This is a genomic window from Stenotrophomonas sp. 01N47 (assembly GCF_056399165.1).
Genome location: NZ_JBFTQU010000017.1, coordinates 15,257 through 32,918, shown reverse-complemented (window position 1 = coordinate 32,918; position 17,662 = coordinate 15,257). Strand labels below are relative to the sequence as shown.

Below are 17,662 nucleotides of genomic sequence, written 5' to 3'. Positions count from 1 at the left end.
CCGGCGCCAACGCTCTTGATCCCATGGCTGCCGGCCAGCGGCCGGCACTACCGTTCGGTATTCATGCCGTCACGGCTGCGCGATCTGGGGTAGGGCCTCACTCTGTAACCTCTTGATCCCGTGGCTGCCGGCCAGCGGCCGGCACTACCGATCGGCAGGATTCAGGGCGTCAGCGAATCCAGCGCAGCTTCCAGCGCGTCGAGATTCGGCAACAGCGCGCTCTGTTCACCCAGCAGCACGCGCATGTGCACGATGTCGGGCAGGGTTTCTTCGGACGCGTCGGCCAGCAGGCCGTCGCGCGGAACCGAAATCAGCTGCGGGAAACTCTGCGTCAACAGTGCGTAGTAAGGGCGCTGTGCATTGCCGTTGAGGGTCTTGAGCACCACCACCTTGTTGTGGCCGGCCACCGTCTCTTCGCCCAAGCCGGAGAGCCGTGCGAACGACACCAGGGGCACCTGCCAGCCGTGCCAACCGATCTCACCCACCAGCCAGCGCGGCGCGTCGGCGACCGCCTGCACCGGCACCCGTGACATCATCTCGGCCACGGTTGCATTGGGCAGCAGGACCCGTTCGGCACCGGCCGAGATCAGGACGCCGCGGATCTCATCATTGCTGGCGTAACTCATGCGGCATCTCCGTCGTCATCCAGGCCCCAACGCGCGGCGATCACCTGCGCCAGTTCCTGCGGTTCACCGGCCACCATGCCGGCAGCGACCACGGCCGTCGCCGCAGCCGGGTCGTAGCAGCCTTCGCCCACCTGCCCGGCTACCCAGGCGCCGGCGGCGGCGAGGTCCAACGCCGGGCCCACATGGGCCAGGTCAGCACCGCTGAGCAGCACCAGCGCGCTGTGCTCGGCCGACAACGCGGCAATCGAGATGCCCTGCGCTTCGCTCTGGAAATACAGGCCATCGGCAGCAGCGTGCACGCCGATGTCATCGGCCAGCACGTGCACTTCGCCAGCGGTGGCGCGCTGGCCGGCTTCGGCCAGCTGCACCGGCAGCGGCGATACGCGCGCCATCTGCTTGACCAGGTTGCCGTAGCGGCCGCCGTCCAGGCGCATGTGCACCAGCACCGGCACGGCCAGCCCGCTGGGCAGTGCAGCGAGCAGGCGACGCAACGCATCGGGACCGCCGATACCGGCCAGTACCAGCAGTGCGCCGGAGCGACTGCCTGCAGGCGCGGTAGCGTCCAGGTCGACCAGTGAAAGATGTCCGGTATCGAATGCAGGTTCCGCCGATTCGGTCGAGGTGGCAGCCGATGCAACTGCCGGCGCGTCGCTGGCCTCGTCAACCAGCGACCAGGCCGTGTGGTCGTTGAATACCGACGGCGCAGCTGCCGGTACCGGCGGCGGTTCCGGTGCTGCTTGCACGGGCGCTGCCCTTTCCGGCAGCACCGGCTGCAGCGCAGCCAGCGCCTGCTCCAGCGCAATCGGCTCGTGCAGATGTGTCGGCGGCGAATAGAGGCCATCAGCCGGCACGTCGTCGGCCCACGAACGGGCCTGTTCCAGGTGCGGTTGCAGCGCGGTTTCCTTCGGCACCGGCGGCGTCGACGGCAGGCCCGGCTCCAGCTGCAGTGCCGGTTCGTCCTCGGCGCCGGGCGGCAGCACCTGCTGGTGGCCGTGCAGCTTGGCGGCAAGGTGACGGCCCCAGCGCTGCGCTTCCCAACCATCGCGACGCGCGGCCAGTTCAGCCTCATCGAACACCAGGGTCAAGCCGGGCGCCGACAGCGCCGGTTCCAGGCGCTCCAGCGCGTCTTCAATGGCCGCTTCCAGCGCGATCACCACGAACTGCGGGCGCGCATCATGCAGCGCCTGCGGTTCCAGCGTCATGGGATCGTCTTCCAGCACGATCTGCACGTCGGCATGGGCCAACGCCTCGCGCAGGCGCTCACGCGCCGCACCCGGGCGGGCCAGCAGGGCTACGGCCGGAACCGGATCGAGGTCACTCACGGACACGGGCAATCCCCAGCAAGTCGTACACGTTGCGCATCAGGTCCAGCTCCTGGTACGGCTTGCCCAGGTAGCGCTGCACACCGATTTCGAAGGCGCGCTGGCGGTGCTTGTCGCCGCTGCGCGAGGTGATCATCACGATCGGCACGTCCTTGTAGCGCGGGTCGGCACGCATCGCGGTGGCCAGCTCGTAACCGTCCATCCGCGGCATTTCGATGTCCAGCAGCATCAGGTCCGGCACGCGTTCTTCCAGCTGTTCCAAGGCTTCGACGCCATCGCGGGCGACGCTCACCTCGAAGTTGTGACGCTCCAGGATGCGGCCGGTGACCTTGCGCATGGTCAGCGAATCGTCCACCACCATCACCAAGGGCACCTGCCGTTCCTGGCGCGGTGCATTGATCAGCACTGGCGCGGTCGGGTTGGCCAGGAAGCGGCGCACCAGCGGGGCCACGTCCAGGATCACCACCACGCGGCCATCGCCGGTGATGGTGGCACCGTAGATGCCCGGTACCGAGGCGATCTGCAGGCCCACCGGCTTGACCACGACTTCGCGGTTGCCCAGCACCTGATCAATCGCAACGGCGGCGCGCAGGTCACCGGCGCGGACCAGCAGCAGCGGCACCTGGGCCTGGCCGTCTGCGCGCGCCGGGGCCTGGCCGACCAGACTGCCGAGGTCATACAGCGGATAGTCTTCGCCGCCGTAGCGGTAGCTGCTGTCGGCCGCTTCGAAGCGTTCGTGCGACAGCCGTCCAATACCGCTGACCGACGCCACCGGTACTGCGAAGGTGGTTTCGCCGATCTGCACGAACACCGCCTGGGTGACCGCCAGCGTCTGCGGCAGGCGCAGGGTGAAGCGCACGCCCTGGCCACGCACCGACTGGATGTCGACCGAGCCGCCGAGCTGGCGCACTTCGTTGCCGACCACGTCCATGCCGACGCCCCGGCCCGCCAGCTGGCTGACCTGGTCGGCGGTGGAGAAGCCCGAGGCGAAGATCAGGTTGTCCAGTTCCTGCTCGCTCGGCTGCGCATCGGCAGGCAGCAGGCCGCGCTCGATGGCACGACGTCGGATCGCCTCACGATCCAGGCCAGCGCCATCGTCGGCCACGTCCAGCACGATTTCCGAGCCTTCGCGGTGCAGGCGGATGGCGATTTCACCTTCTTCCGGCTTGCCGGCGGCACGACGCTGCTCCGGTGCTTCCAGACCATGGGCAACCGAGTTGCGCAGCATGTGCTCCAGCGGCGCGACCATGCGATCAAGCACGTTGCGGTCGAGTTCGCCGTGGGTACCTTCCAGGGTCAGGTGGACCTGCTTGCCGGTGTCCATGCCGGCCTGGCGGACCACGCGGCGCAAGCGCGGCACCAGGCCGTCGAACGGCACCATGCGCGCGCGCATCAGGCCATCCTGCAGTTCCGAACTGACACGCGACTGCTGCTGCAGGAGCGAATCGTACTGGCGCGACAGATCATCCAGCACACCCTGCAGGCCACCCAGATCGGCGGCCGACTCGTTCAGCGCGCGGCTGAGCTGCTGCAGGGTGGAGAAACGGTCCAGTTCCAGCGGATCGAACTTCTGGTCGGCCTGATCCTGCTCGCGCTGGTAGCGGGCAACGATCTGCGCCTCGGTTTCCAGGTCCAGGCGACGCAACTGGTCGCGCAGACGCGCGTTGGTGCGCTCCAGCTCGCCCATCGCGCCGCGGAAGGCGCCGAGCTGCTGTTCCAGACGCGAACGGTAGATCGCCACTTCACCGGCGTGGTTGACCAGGCGGTCGAGCAGGTCGGCGCGCACACGCACCTGTTCCTGCTGCGGACGGGCCAGCGGGTCTTCCTCGCTGGAACCTTCCACCGGCAACGGTGCCGACAACGGGGCGTCGACCACGGCCACGGCCGGAGTCGCCTGCGGGGTCTGCTCTGCCACGGCGGCGGCGGCAGCAGCAGCGCCGGCAGCAGCGATGTCGGTTGTGGTGCGTGCTTCAAAGGCATCGAGCAGATCCTGTGCCGGCTCGACAACGCGGTGTTCGCCAGTACGGGTCAGCAGCTGGTGCAGGCGGTCGAAACCGCGTTCCAGCAACTGCACGTCACGACGTTCGATCTCGGTGCGCCCGCCAGCGACGGCCTCCAGCAGCGATTCGATGCTGTGGCCGAGATCGCCGATGGGGTTGATGCCCGCCATGCGCGCGCCGCCCTTGAGCGTATGCAGATCGCGCTGCAGGCCGGCCAGGGCTTCGCGATCCTGCGGCGCTTCGCGCAGTTCGCTGATCAGCCCATCGCAATGATCCAGCAGGTCCTTGCCTTCCTCGACGAAGATGTCGACCAGCTCGCGGTCATAGATGCTGAAGTCGAGCAGGTCGGCGCTGTCTTCGGATTCGGATTCGGATTCGGATTCGGATTCGGTCTCAGCACCGAGCAGAACCGCATCCGCCGGCACCACCGCATCGGCGCTGTCGACAGCAACAGGTTCGGCGTTGATTGCCGCTGCCTCCGCCGCGATCGGCACCACGATCATGCCGCTGTCCGCCGCGGCATCCTGGCCCGGAGCATCTTCCAGTTCGAAGAAACGCGAGGGCGAAATGGCGTCCTGCGCCGTCTCCACGGGCCCGACGTCTTCCACCGTCGCCGGGGACGGCTGGTCGGTGCTCTCTCCTTCACCGACCGCCGCCTCCCCGCCGACGTCCGCATCCTCGGCAAAGGCTTCCGCCTCGCCAGGCGCGAGTTCGCTGGCCTGCAGGCCGAGCACGGGCCATTGCCCGTCTTCGTCCTGGCCCTGCTCCTCGTCGATCACGTGCAGGCCGGCCTCGAGCGCGGCTTCCAGCGTGACCGGGTCTGCGAAGCCCGGCACAGCCATTTCATCCTGCAGGCTGGACAGCTCGCTGTCGAGCGGCACTGCAGCAGCGTCATCATCCACCGCCGTTTCAGATGTAAACGGCAGCGACGTATTCAGGTCGTTTGCGACATCCAGATCGCGGTCGTCAACCGGCAGTGCGCTGGCATCCAGATACGGCGACAGATCATCCACCGCAGTCAGCGCGGCGTCTTCCAATGCGGTGTCTTCCGATGTCGCCACCGCCTGTCCGGCTTCAATCTCCTCGGCAACGATCGTGGAAGCAGCCACTTCCAACGTCGACTCCGGCGCCGGGGCGTCCGGCATCGAAGGCCACCCTGCATCGAAGTAGCGCGACAGATCATCGCTGCCCGTCAATTCAGCGGACTCCAGGCCCGCATCGCTCAACGCGTCCTCGCTGAGCTGCAGCGCCTCCAGCACCTCGGCATCGGTGACATCGGCGCCATCGGTGTCACGGCCGGCTTCCGGCTCGATCTCAAGCCCATGGGGCGACTCGACCACGTCGGCATCGGCGACCAGCGAAAGCAGCTGATCGTCTTCGTCTTCATCGAGTTCCAGCCCGGCCATCGGCCAGCGTGCTTCCGGCAGTTCACCGGCCAGCGCCTGCAGGCGCTGCGCCAGTTCAGCCTGCGGCGCAATCCGCGGCTGTTCGGCCTGCAGCGCGTCCATGGTCGCGTTGATCGCCTGTGCGGTCTCGTCCAGTGCCGCCACGGCGTCATCACCGGGCACCACCTCGGCGGCCAGGGCGCGCTTGATGTACGACTCGGCGCCGCCCGTAACGGCGGTGATTTCCGGCACTTCGGTCATCGCGAAGGCGCCATTCATGGTGTGCACCGCACGCAGCAACGCGTCGCTGACCGGCTGTGGCGCCTGCTGCGCCGAGCGCAACCAGCCCTGCAGGGTGGCCTGGTGCAGTTCCACCTCGGCCTCCAGGATTTCGCGCAGCACGCTGTCGATGTTGGCCGGAGTACCTGCCACTTCGACAGCGCTCTCTGCCGGCACATCGACAAGCGGCTCAGTGCTGCCCAGCGGTTCGACCGCATCGGCCGGCGCCACGGCCATCGGCGCAGTGGCGCCCGGCAACGCAACGTAGAACGTCTCTTCGCCTGCAGCCACGCGATCGGCGATGGCCTGCATCGCCTGCAGGTCGACGCTGACCCGCTGGCCATCGCGCAGTGCCGCGTTCAACTGCGGCAGTGCCGCATATGCGTGATCGACCATCGCCAGCACCGCCGGCGTGGGGGCACGGCTGCCGTCGAGCACGCGATTGAGCATGCCCTCGATCTTCCACGCGAACTCACCCAGGGTACGTGCGCCAACCAGGCGGCCACTGCCCTTCAGTGTGTGGAAAATGCGCCGGATCGGCCGCAGCCGGTCCATGTTGTCCGGTTGCATGCGCCATGCCGGCAGCAGCGTGCCGAGATTGCCCAGTTCGTCGTCAAATTCCTCCAGGAACACCTCGCGGATGTCCTGGTCGATGTTTTCGGCATCGTCGTCGAAACCCGCATCGAACCCGCCCTCGGCCACGGTCGGCGGCACGGTTTCACTCGCCACGACGGTGGCCGGCATGGCCTGGGGATTGAAGCCGGCGGCGGCAGCATTCAGCTCTGCGAAGAACTGCGCATCGGCTTCGCTGAAGTCGATCGGCGCGATGGTATCCACATCGACCAGGGCCACGGTCGGCACAGCCGCCGATGCCGGCAGGTCTTCGGACGCGCGCAGATCAGCGGTCGGCGCGACGTAAGCGTCAGCATCGGTCCCAGCGCTGGCGTCGGTCAGCTCTGCGATGGCCAGGCCATCGTCGGCCTGGGACACCGCAACTGCGTCAATGAGCTCCACCGCCGCAGGCGACTCCTGTTCATCGTCCAGCGACAGGGTCTCCATTGCCTCCAGCGACAACACGTCATCGGCGTTGTGCAACAGGCTGCTGTCGAAACGGAACACCACGTCGTCGCTCAGCGACGTCTGGCCGTCCTGCTCGGCGGCAACCGGATCGAATGCCGGTGAAACGACTGCATCCAGCGGCGCGGCAAACGTCGACTCATCCAACGACGTCGCCAGCAGGGCGTCATCGTTGCCGTCTACGGCGGCTAGCTGGGTGTCGCCCTCATCCAGCACCGGCGCTTCGGACAACATCCAGGCAGCAGCGTCGGACTGTTCGGCTGACACAGGGTCGAAACTGACCGGATCGAAGCTGTCGAACGTCGGCGCACGCTCGTCGCGGCGTTCGGCAGCACTCCCTGCCGGCGCGTCGAATCCACCCAGTTCCCACTGCGGCACTTCCGGCGCGGGGGCGCTGGAGGCAGCGAACAACAGGGGCGGCGGGGTGCCGTGCGGTTCGGCCGACAACGCTGGCGTACCCAGCGATCCGAACATCAGGCCGTTGTCGGCGGGCGTAGCCTCCGGCAGCGGGTCGAAGGTGAAATCGGGCAGCGGCGCCGGCACGTCACCCGGTGCCGGCGCGGAGGCCTGCACGTCGATATCCAGCGGTTCGATCTGCAGTGGCGCGGCCGGCACGGCCACGGCCTCACGCACGACCGGCTGCACGGCTTCGGCAGTGACCACGTCACGCTCGGGCAGCGGCCAGTAGCGCAGGGCCTCCAGGCTGCTGCGGGTGATGTCGAGGATGTCCTCGCGACCCGGACGGCGGTCACGCAGGGCCTCCAGGTAGTACTCCAGGCTGGCCATGGCGTCGGCCAGGGTGTCCAGCTGGCGTCCACTGGGCACGCGCTGGCGGCCGATCAGCTCAGCTTCGATGTACTGCTGCACGCCACGCAGATAGTCTGCTGCGGTGCCCAGGTCGAGCATGCGCAATGCGCCGGAGACATCGCCGAGCAGGCGTGGCACGTCCTGCAGTTCGGCGTGGTTCCAGCTGGTTTCGATGAAAGCGACGAAATGCTCGCGGGCGGCGGCGAAATTGGCGATCGCCTCGTGCGCCAGCACTTCCACCGTGCGCCGGTTCTCCACCGCGCTCGGATCATCCTGGCCACTGCCACTGGCACCCAGGTGTGCAACCTGGTCGTCCAGCGATGCATCGACATAGAGCAGCGCACCGGCGATATCCAGCAGCATGTCTTCGTCGATCTGCTGGCGGCCTTCGACGACTCCGCGCAGCGCGTCGCGCTGCTGCACGACCACGCCCCGCGCAGCGCCCAGGCCGAGCATGCCCAGCGTATCGGCCACCGAACCCAGCTTGGTCACCTGCTCCTGCAGCTGCTGCGGCGAACCGTCGGTACGCAGGTGCAGGTCCAGCGCGTCCTTGACCTGCAGCAGTTCTTCCTTGACCGCGTTGCCAACGGTGTCCAGCAGCTCGCGGTTGCGGCCGCTGAGGCTGCCGCGTGCATGGTCCAGTTCCGCTTCGGTGGCGGTCACCGAATCGGGCGCGAACGCGAACAGCACACTGTCGTTGATCAGCGCTTCGCCACGGGCGGCGCGGATCTCGTTGAGCAGCGGCTGCAGCACGATCGGGATGTCACGGTGTCCGTTCTGCAGGCGCTCCAGGTAATCGGGCAGCAGCACGCTGCCGCGCATCAGGGTGGCACAGGCCTCGTCGCGCTCGGCGACCTCGCCCTTGCCGACGGCGATGGCGAGCTGTTCCAGCTCCTCGGCCACCATCGCCGGTGCATACAGTTCGACCATGCGCAGCGTGCCCTGCACCTGGTGCAGGTAGCCGGCGCAGATGCGCATGCGGCTGCTGTCGGCCGGATCTTCGGCGAAGTACTCGACCTCGTTGCGCACCAGGCGCAGGGTCTCGTCCAGCTCGGGCTTGACCCAGCCCAGGGCTGCGTGGCTCATCGCATCGCGCAGGCTGCTCATGGATGCGCTCCGGTCGCCGCCGCGCGACGGTCGCGCGGATCCTGGCGTGGGGAATGGAAATGCTTCATCGACTGGTTCCTTGCTCGCCGCCCTGCCCGTGTCACGCCGGCAGCTTGAAGTCGGCGACCGAACGACGCAGGTCGGCCGCCAGCTGCGCCAGGTGGCCGATCGACTCGGCGGTCTGCCCGGCACCCTGCGAGGTCTGGCCGGTGATCTGGCGGATCACGCCCATCGTGCGGGTGATGTCCGATGCCGCCGACGACTGCTGCTGGGCGGCGATGGAGATGTTCTTGATGAGCGTATTGAGTGCGTTGGACACGCGCTCGATCTCGGTCAGCGCGGTGCCGGCGTCCTCGGCCAGGCGTGCACCGGACACCACTTCGGCGGTGGTCTGTTCCATCGAGGTGACCGCTTCGTTGGTGTCGGCCTGGATGGCCTGCACCAGGTTCTCGATGCGTCGGGTCGCGCCGGAGGTGCGCTCTGCCAGGCGCTGCACTTCGTCGGCCACGACCGCGAAACCACGACCGGCTTCACCGGCCGAAGCCGCCTGCACGGCCGCGTTCAATGCCAGGATGTTGGTCTGCTCGGAAATGTCGTTGATCAGTTCCACGATCGAGCCGATCTCCTGCGAGGATTCGCCCAGTCGCTTGATGCGCTTGGAGGTCTCCTGGATCTGGTCGCGGATCTGGTCCATGCCCTGGATGGTCTCGCGGACCACGCCGGCACCTTCGGCGGCGATCACCACCGAACGCTGTGCCACGTCGGCCGACTCGGCCGAGTTGCGCGATACCTGTTCGATGCTGGCGGCGATTTCGCCGATCCGGTCCGATGCCGAGGTGATCTGGTTGGCCTGGTGGCCGGCCGCTTCGGCCAGCTGCATCGCGGTGGCCTGCGTTTCCTGGGTCGACAGCGCGACCTTGGCCGAGGTGTCGTTGATGGTGGTCACCAGGTGGCGCAGTTCATCCACCGCGTAGTTGATGGCGTCCGCGATCGCGCCGGTCATATCCTCGGTCACCGAGGCCTTCACCGTCAGATCGCCCTCACCGAGCGAGGAGATTTCATCCAGCAGCCGCATGATCGCCTGCTGGTTGCGGCTGTTGAACTCCACCTGGGTCTGGTAGCGCAGTTCCTGCTCGCGCGAGCGGCTGCGCACGTTGGTGGAGACGAAACCGATGATCGCGATCAGCGACAGCGCACCGGACACCACGCCGATCCAGAAGTTCGGGAACAGGCGGGTGTCGGACACCGAACCGAACGAGGAGAAGGCTTCGAACAGCTTGCGGCTGTCGGTCAGCATCTTCGCCGAACCCTGGCCCAGTGCGGAGGCAGCGGACTGCGCGGCGAACAGCTGGCGCGAGCTGGCCAGGATCGCGTCGGCGTCCTGCTTCATCGCCTGCCACTTCTGCTGCGACTGCTCCAGCGCAGCGACGGCGGCAGCGCCGCGCACGGCGGTGATGCCCAGGTCCTCGTTGCCATTGCGCAGCGCATCGAGCACCTGCGAGAACACGGTGATGTCGCGGGCCAGCGCGTCACCGGCAGCGGCCGCAGCCGTGCCGCCGGCGCGGATTTCAGTCACGCGACGCGCCATCGAACCGGCGACCACCACCTGCTGCAGGGCGCTGTAGACCTGCGACGCCGGGGCGCCGGAGGCGGACATCGCACGCACCAGTTCGTTCAACTGGGCCTGCAGGCCCGGCACCGCACCGGAGAAGTTGTTGGCGTTGCCGGCCAGGGCCAGCACTGCCGGTTCACTGGCCACCAGCTGGCCTGCCTGCTTGCCCAGCGGCGTCCAGGTGTCGGCCAGGGTCGAGATCGCCCGGGAGACGCCCGGCTCGTTGCCGTAGCGGCCCTGCAGGGTCGACACGTTCTGCTCGATCGCGTTGCGGGTGGCCTTGAAGGCGGTGAAGGCCTGCGCGTTGCCGCCGACCGCGTCACGGCCCTGGTTGGCCAGCTGCTGCGACAGCACCTGCAGGTCCGCGGCCTTGGAACCGGCATCGGCCAGGCGGCTGCCCTGCCAGGTGGACACGCCGGTGTTCACACCGAACAGGATCATCGACAGGGCCAGCAGCGCCAGCCAGAGGTTGCTGCCGCCCAGCCGCAGCTTGCCGGACTTGGTGGCATCCGAAGCAGTACTCATCGTTCAACCTCGATTTTCAATGCAGGGGGCGATGCCCGGCCTCAGGCCGCGGCTTGCCGGAATTCAGGGGTACGCGACAGCAGCGAGAGCGAGAACACGCCCCAATTGTTGCCATCGGCATGGAAAGCGCGATCGACGAAGTGGCCGTAGCGTCCCTCGGCCAGTGAACCGGCCTCGATCTGCTGGGTCAGCTCGAAGCTGCGCTGGCCGAACAGTTCATCGATGGTCAGGGCGACGTCGCCACCGGCCTGGCGCATGATCAGCACGCGCTGGCCTTCCTGCTGGACGGTGCGCGCCCCTTCCAGGAAGTACTTCAGGTCGACCACCGGGAACAGGTTGCCGCGCAGGTTGCCCACGCCCAGCAGCCACGGCTGCGCGCATGGCACCGGGGTCACCGGCGGCATCGGCACGATCTCCACCACTTCGCGGAAATCGGACACCAGCCGACGCTGGCCAACACGGAAACCGACGCCACGCCACAGGTCCTGGGCGAACTGCCGCCCGGGCAGCTGCACCGCGTGGGCCAGGCTGCGCCGTTCGTAGGCTTCAAGAATGTCGAAGGGCGAGCGCATCAGGCCACCAGCTCGTTGATCCGGGCGATGAGTTCTTCCTCGCGCGGCGGCTTGACGATGTAGTCGGCGGCACCCTGGCGCAGCCCCCAGGCCTTGTCGGTTTCCATCGCCTTGGTGCTGACGATGATGACCGGGATGTGCTTGATCGCTGCGTCGCGGGCCATCGCCCGGGTCGCCTGGAATCCGCTCATGCCCGGCAGCACCACGTCCATCAGGACCAGTTGCGGCACCTGGTCGCGGACCAGCTGCAGGCCATCTTCGGCATTGTCCGCTTCCAGCACCTCATGGCCGGCACGGCGCAGCCATTGGGTGAACACCGCGCGGTCGGTCGGTGAATCCTCGATCAGGACGATACGAGCCATTGTGCCTTTCCCCCTGGTCAGGCGTTGACGTACGTGCGGATGGCACCCAGCAGTTCTTCGCGCGTGAATGGCTTGGTCAGGTATTGCTCCGAGCCGACGATGCGCCCCCGCGCCTTGTCGAACAGACCATCCTTGGACGACAGCATGATCACCGGGGTCGCCTTGAACAGCTGGTTTCCCTTGATCAGTGCGCAGGTCTGGTAGCCATCCAGGCGCGGCATCATGATGTCGACGAAGATGATCTGCGGCTGCTGGTCGGCAATCTTGGCCAACGCCTCGAAACCGTCCGTCGCGGTCACTACTTCGCAGCCTTCGCGCTTCAGCAGTGTTTCCGCAGTCCTGCGGATGGTCTTCGAGTCATCGATGACCATCACCCGGAGTCCTGCGAGCTCCCCGCCCGCAGTCGTGTTTTCAGTCATTGCCATTCCCCAAGCGCACGGCCCAATCTTTGGCGGGAGCCGCTGCGAAAGCGTATCTATATCGCACTTCCCGCGCCCGCTTCAAGGGCGGTCCGTGGCGCGGGGCGTGGCGCCTGGCTGAACGTGACCGGATTGGCAATCACTGCGCAGCCCGGCAAGGGACGCTGCGTTGCACATCGCCGGGGAGGCGCACGGCCGGCGTTGCCGCTACCATCAACGCCTTGCCTGACAGGTGCACCCATGCCGTTGAACGTCATCGTGGTGATGGACCCCATCGCCCACATCAAGATCGCCAAGGACACCACGTTCGCCATGCTGCTGGAAGCCCAGCGCCGCGGCCATGCCCTGCACTACGTGCGCCCGGGCGGGCTGGCGCTGGAAGGCGGGGTGGCCGTGGCCTGGACCGCCCCCCTGCAGGTGCGCGACGACCCGGCCGGCTGGTACGAGCTGGGCCCATTCAGCCGGACTGAATTCGGCCCCGGCCAGATCGTGCTGATGCGCAAGGACCCACCGGTGGACGCCGAGTACGTCTACGACACCCAGGTGCTGGATGTCGCTGCCGCCGCCGGTGCGTGCGTGGTCAACAACCCGCAGGGCCTCCGCGACTACAACGAGAAGCTGGCCGCGCTGCTGTTCCCGCAGTGCTGCCCACCGACCCTGGTCAGCCGCGACGCCAAGGCACTGAAGGCCTTCGCACTGGAACACGGCCAGGCGGTACTGAAGCCGCTGGATGGCATGGGCGGCCGCTCGATCTTCCGCAGCGGCCAGGGCGACCCCAACCTGAACGTGATCCTGGAAACGCTGACCGACGGCGGCCGCAAGCTCGCCTTGGCCCAGAAGTTCATTCCCGACATCACCGCCGGCGACAAGCGCATCCTGCTGGTCGATGGCGAGCCGGTCGATTACTGCCTGGCGCGCATTCCGCAGGGCGATGAGTTCCGCGGCAACCTGGCCGCCGGTGGCCGCGGCGAAGGCCGTCCGCTGAGCGAACGCGACCGCTGGATCGCCGCCCAGGTCGGCCCGGAAATGAAGCGTCGCGGCATGCGTTTCGTCGGCCTGGACGTCATCGGCGACTACCTGACCGAGGTCAACGTGACCAGCCCGACCTGCGTGCGCGAGCTGGACGCGCAGTACGGCCTGAACATCGCCGGCACCCTGTTCGACGCGATCGAGGCCGATCTGCACTGATGGATGCCGCACCTGCCGTCCTCGCCCCGCCGCCGCGCGAAGCGCAGCGGCTGGGCGCCACCATCGCCCTGTCGGTGCTGGTGCACGCCCTGCTGATCCTCGGGGTCGGCTTTGCCGTGAAAGGCGACGCGCCCCTGGTGCCGACCCTGGAAGTGATCTTCAGCCAGACCCGCACCGCGCTGACCCCGAAGCAGGCCGATTTCCTGGCTGCCGCCAGCCAGGAAGGCGGTGGCGAGCACGATCGTGCGCAGCGCCCCCGCGACAACCAGGCCGGCATCGTGCCGCAGGCCCAGTCCGGCATCAGTCCGGTACCCCAGCAGCAACAGTCGGCAGCACCAGTGCCACCACCGCAGGCGCGGGTGGTCAGCAGCCGCAATGGCCAGGACACCGTGGCCGTGGCGCAGTCGCGCCCTACCCCGCTGGAACCAACACCGGATGCACCGATGACCGCGCGCGAACAGCGCGATGCCGAGATGGCTCGGCTGGCGGCGGAAGTGCACCTGCGCTCGGCGCAGTACGCCAAGCGCCCGAACCGGAAATTCGTTTCGGCCAGTACGCGCGAATACGCCTACGCCAATTACCTTCGCGCGTGGGTGGACCGCGCAGAGCAGGTCGGCAACCTGAACTACCCCGACGAAGCGCGGCAGCGCCGGCTGGGCGGGCAGGTCGTGATCAGCGTGGGGGTGCGCCGCGATGGCAGCGTGGAAAGCAGCCGCATCCTGCGCTCCAGCGGCACGCCACTGCTGGATGAGGCGGCGCTGCGGGTGATCCAGCTGGCGCAACCGTTCCCGCCGTTGCCCGACAGCGAAGACCAGATCGACATCCTGCAGGTCACCCGCACGTGGGTGTTCCTGCCCGGTGGCGAACTGCGCGACGACCGGTAAGGTTTTCTGCCCGGGCCTGCGGCCCGGGACCCGCTGCAATCAACAGCAACGGCAACGGCAACTGCAACGGCAAGATCAAGAGCGGCGGTTGGGCTGGTCGGTTTGGCGGGACGGTGTGGGCTTGCAGGACACGCCGTAAACCCATCCATGGGGGCTCGATGGCGCCATCCATGGCGCCAACGGTCCTGCAAGCCCACACCGCCCCACCCCTGACAGATCGCGGCGCATCTTTGCTGTTGGTAGCTGTCGACCTTGGTCGACACGATGCATCCACGCCATGCCTGCACGGTAGATCCACGCCATGCGTGGATGCGAGCGAAGCGACCGGCTTTTGAATTTGATTTTTTTTGATTTTCCGTGGCGAACGCGCACGGAAACTGTCCGTGGCCGGGCGGGTGGGCTGTGCAGGGGCGTAATCGCCACGGATGGCGCGCCCGAGCCTACATGGACGTATTCACGGCGTCCCCTGCGCAGCCCACCCGCCCGGCCAACCCACGGCTTTTGATTTACGCGACCAACCCAACCACGAGGGGCTCAGCCGTTGGCTTTCGCCTTCGCGTCCCGCGCAGCCTGCTGCTCGACCAGCGTCAGCGCCACGTTGTCACGCAGGTACGCCGGCTCGACCTTCTCCGCAGCAATGCCTTCGCCGAGTGCGAACGCCGGCACCGCCAGTGCCAGCACATCCGCTGCATGCGGCAGCGCCGTCGCATCGAAGCGGCGCAGACCCGCACCCAGCTGCGCGACCAGCGCGCCCTCCGCCGCGGCAAAACCGGTGCCGACGCCGTAGACGGATGCGTCTTCCGGCAACGACACCGCCGTCGGTACGCACACGCGCTCGGCATCACGCGCCACCGGCAGTCCATCCACGCGCTCGAAACGTGCCACGTACAACTCGCCCATCCGCGCATCGATCGCCGACAGGATCTGCTTCTCTTCCATCGGCGCGCGCAGTGCCAGCACCTGCAGCGTCGACACCGGCAGCAACGGGCGATCCAGCGCCAGCGCGATGCCCTGCGCCAAGGCGATCGCCAGGCGCACGCCGGTGAACGCACCGGGACCACGACTGAGTGCGATGCCGTCCAGCTGGCGGCGGCTGATGCCGGCCTCGGCCAGCAGCTCCTCCGCCCACGGCAGACTCAGTTCGGCATGCCGGCGGGGGGCGATCTCGAAGCGTTCCAGTACCTGCCCATCGACATGCAGGGCTACGGAACAGGCTTCGGTGGCGGTTTCAAAGGCGAGCAGTTTCATCGGATCGGGTCAGAACAGGGGGAACGTGGCACCGGGGGCCGGCTCCGGGCCCGCCACGGCGGCGGTCGGGGCTGCGGCATCTGCCACGGGGGCCCATTGTGGCGCAAAGAAGGCCTGCACATCGGCCAGTGCCCGGGTTCGCCGGAACGGCGGCAGCGACTGCAGGAAGACCTTGCCATAGCCACGGTTGAGCAGACGCGGGTCGCACAGCACCAGCACGCCGCGGTCGGTCTCGCTGCGGATCAGCCGGCCAACCCCCTGTTTCAGGGCAATGACCGCCTGCGGCAACTGCTCGTCGCGGAACGGATTGCCGCCCTGGGTACGGATTGCTTCCAGCCGCGCTTCATACACTGGATCATCGGGCGTAGCGAAGGGCAGCTTGTCGATCACCACCACGCTCAATGCCTCGCCAACCACATCCACACCCTCGCGGAAGCTGGCCGATCCCAGCAGCACGCCATTGCCGGATTCGCGGAAACGCTGCAGCAGGGTCGCGCGCGGCGCTTCGCCCTGCACGAACAGCGGCCAGGGTCCATCACGCAATGCCTCGGCTGCTTCGCGCAGCGCACGATGCGAAGCAAACAACAGGAACGCCCTGCCCTGCGACGCCTGCAGCACCGGACGCAGCACCTGGATCAATGCGGTTCCGAAACCGCGTGCGGCCGGATCGGGCAGACCCTCAGGCAGATAGCACAGTGCCTGCTCGGGCCAGTTGAACGGGCTGGGCTGTACCAGCGTCTGTGGATCGTCCAGGCCCAGGCGCGTGGCGATGTGCTCGAAGCCGCCGCCAACGGTCAGCGTGGCCGAGGTGAAAATCCATGCAGCATGACTGCGCTCGCGATGTTCGCGCAGCGGCGCGGACACATCCATCGGCGTGCGCTGGCAGCGGAAACCACGCGGGGTCAACTCGTACCAGAGCACGTCGCCGGCGGCGGCGCTCGTTTCGGCGGGATCGGCATCGAAGTCGAGTGCGGGCTCTTCATCGCCGAGCCAACGGCCCAGCCGCGAGATCGCCTCACGCGCACGCGCATGGCAGGCATCCAGGCCGGCAGCGGCTTCGCGCAACGGTTGCAGTGCCTGCTCCAGCACCACCAGGCTGGACATCACCGCATCGAAACCCTCGCGCACCTGCGGCATTGCCAACGCCCGCCACTGCGTACCGCGCGCGGGCAAGCCCTCCATCGCAGCACGCAGCGCAGACAAGGCCTGCTGCAGATGATCGACCGGTTCCTGCAATGCCGACTGCGCGCCACCCACGCCGCGCGCTTCAACCAGACAGTCACGGCCCAGCTCCTGCCAGGGGCGCATGCCGAAGCCCTCGCCGAAGAACTGCGCGGCCAGCTCGGGCAACTGATGGGCCTCGTCGATGACGAAGGCCTGCGCGCCGGGCAACAGCTCACCGAAGCCCTCCTGCTTCAGCGCGAGATCGGCGAGCAGTAGATGGTGGTTGACCACGACCAGGTCGGCGGCCTGAGCACGCTGGCGGGCACGCACGACGAAGCAGTCATCCCAGAAGGGACACTCGTTGCCCAGACAGTTGTCGACGGTGGAGGTGACGATCGGCAGCAGCGGCGAGTCATCGGCCAGGCCATCGAGTTCAGCGATATCGCCCGAATCCGAGCGGCCGGACCAGGCCAGGATGCGCTGGAACTGTGCCGCCTGTTCGGGGCTGGAGAATCGCGGTTCACCGCGTGCCTGCTGCAGGCGATAGCGGCACAGGTAGTTGCTGCGTCCCTTCAGCAACGCGCTACGCAGGCCGACGCCCAGCGCCTGGCGCACGCGCGGCAGGTCACGGTGATAGAGCTGGTCCTGCAGCGCGCGGGTACCGGTGGAAATGATGGTGCGCATTCCGGACAGCAGCACCGGCACCAGATAGGCAAAGGTCTTGCCGGTGCCGGTACCGGCTTCGGCGAGCAGCAGGTCGCGCTGCTGCATCGACGCGGCAATGGCCTCGGTCAGGCGCAGCTGCGCAGGACGCGGAACGAATGCATCCAGATGGGAGGCGAGCGCGCCGCCTTCGCTGAGGGCTTCGCGGCTGGCATGGACAAGGTCGGACATCAGGGAAAGGATACCCGGCCGGGCGCTGCCCGGCACCCGTTTCAGGCCAGAGCACAAGCAAAGCAACGGCAACAGCGTTTGTTCATGGCTCTGGGTTGTACTGAGGGCTGGCGGGGGGCTGTGGGTTTGCGGGGACGCCGTAAACCCATCCCTGGGGGCTTGGCCGCGGCATCCATGCCGCGGACACCCCG

The 17,662-nt window shown here is 67.6% G+C and carries 10 protein-coding genes and 2 pseudogenes; 2 read left to right on the top strand and 10 right to left on the bottom strand.

From position 1 onward, the window contains the following. Positions 1-161 precede the first annotated feature (161 nt). The 8 genes and pseudogenes from AC1DKR_RS20560 to pilG all read right to left on the bottom strand — a co-directional run bounded on the left by AC1DKR_RS20560 (position 162) and on the right by pilG (position 12,093). The gene (locus AC1DKR_RS20560; RefSeq protein WP_312109829.1) at positions 162-626 is read right to left on the bottom strand and encodes a chemotaxis protein CheW; all 465 of its coding nucleotides are present in this window, start codon (positions 624-626) and stop codon (positions 162-164) included. Next, on the bottom strand, positions 623-1,954 hold the full coding sequence (locus tag AC1DKR_RS20555; protein WP_394198481.1) for a chemotaxis protein CheB: 1,332 nt from the start codon (positions 1,952-1,954) through the stop codon (positions 623-625). The genes AC1DKR_RS20560 and AC1DKR_RS20555 overlap by 4 nt, the downstream gene beginning before the upstream one ends. Then, positions 1,941-6,455 (bottom strand): annotated as a pseudogene (locus tag AC1DKR_RS20550) (Hpt domain-containing protein); the annotation flags it as partial. The gene AC1DKR_RS20555 and the pseudogene AC1DKR_RS20550, both read right to left, overlap by 14 nt. A 762-nt stretch (positions 6,456-7,217) precedes the next feature. Beyond that, positions 7,218-8,603: pseudogene (locus AC1DKR_RS20545) on the bottom strand (Hpt domain-containing protein); the annotation flags it as partial. Positions 8,604-8,703: 100 nt separating this feature from the next. Then, positions 8,704-10,740 carry a methyl-accepting chemotaxis protein gene (locus AC1DKR_RS20540; protein ID WP_033831799.1) on the bottom strand — a complete coding sequence of 679 codons (2,037 nt, stop codon included), beginning with the start codon at positions 10,738-10,740 and terminating at the stop codon, positions 8,704-8,706. A 41-nt stretch (positions 10,741-10,781) separates the two neighbouring features. Continuing rightward, positions 10,782-11,312, bottom strand: a complete 531-nt coding sequence (locus tag AC1DKR_RS20535; RefSeq protein ID WP_312108307.1) for a chemotaxis protein CheW — start codon at positions 11,310-11,312, stop codon at positions 10,782-10,784. Next, positions 11,312-11,674 carry a response regulator gene (locus AC1DKR_RS20530; protein ID WP_025877749.1) on the bottom strand — a complete coding sequence of 121 codons (363 nt, stop codon included), beginning with the start codon at positions 11,672-11,674 and terminating at the stop codon, positions 11,312-11,314. The genes AC1DKR_RS20535 and AC1DKR_RS20530 overlap by 1 nt, the downstream gene beginning before the upstream one ends. A gap of 17 nt (positions 11,675-11,691) precedes the next feature. Continuing rightward, the gene (gene pilG, locus AC1DKR_RS20525) at positions 11,692-12,093 is read right to left on the bottom strand and encodes a twitching motility response regulator PilG (RefSeq protein ID WP_005418455.1); all 402 of its coding nucleotides are present in this window, start codon (positions 12,091-12,093) and stop codon (positions 11,692-11,694) included. 240 nt (positions 12,094-12,333) lie between these two features. Here pilG and gshB point away from each other — a divergent pair, with 240 nt between their 5' ends. Next, a complete protein-coding gene (gene gshB, locus AC1DKR_RS20520) occupies positions 12,334-13,281 on the top strand; it encodes a glutathione synthase (protein WP_447945465.1) in 948 nt (315 codons plus the stop codon). Next, positions 13,281-14,165: an energy transducer TonB family protein gene (locus AC1DKR_RS20515; RefSeq protein ID WP_478034925.1), complete on the top strand. Its 885-nt coding sequence runs from the start codon at positions 13,281-13,283 to the stop codon at positions 14,163-14,165. The genes gshB and AC1DKR_RS20515 overlap by 1 nt, the downstream gene beginning before the upstream one ends. A 534-nt stretch (positions 14,166-14,699) precedes the next feature. Here AC1DKR_RS20515 and tsaB read toward each other — a convergent pair. Both tsaB and AC1DKR_RS20505 read right to left on the bottom strand, forming a co-directional pair. Beyond that, entirely contained in the window at positions 14,700-15,413 is a 714-nt protein-coding gene (gene tsaB, locus AC1DKR_RS20510) for a tRNA (adenosine(37)-N6)-threonylcarbamoyltransferase complex dimerization subunit type 1 TsaB (protein WP_478034923.1), read from the bottom strand. Between the two features lie 9 nt (positions 15,414-15,422). Beyond that, positions 15,423-17,471: a DNA repair helicase YoaA gene (locus AC1DKR_RS20505; RefSeq protein ID WP_346560172.1), complete on the bottom strand. Its 2,049-nt coding sequence runs from the start codon at positions 17,469-17,471 to the stop codon at positions 15,423-15,425. Positions 17,472-17,662: the final 191 nt, after the last annotated feature.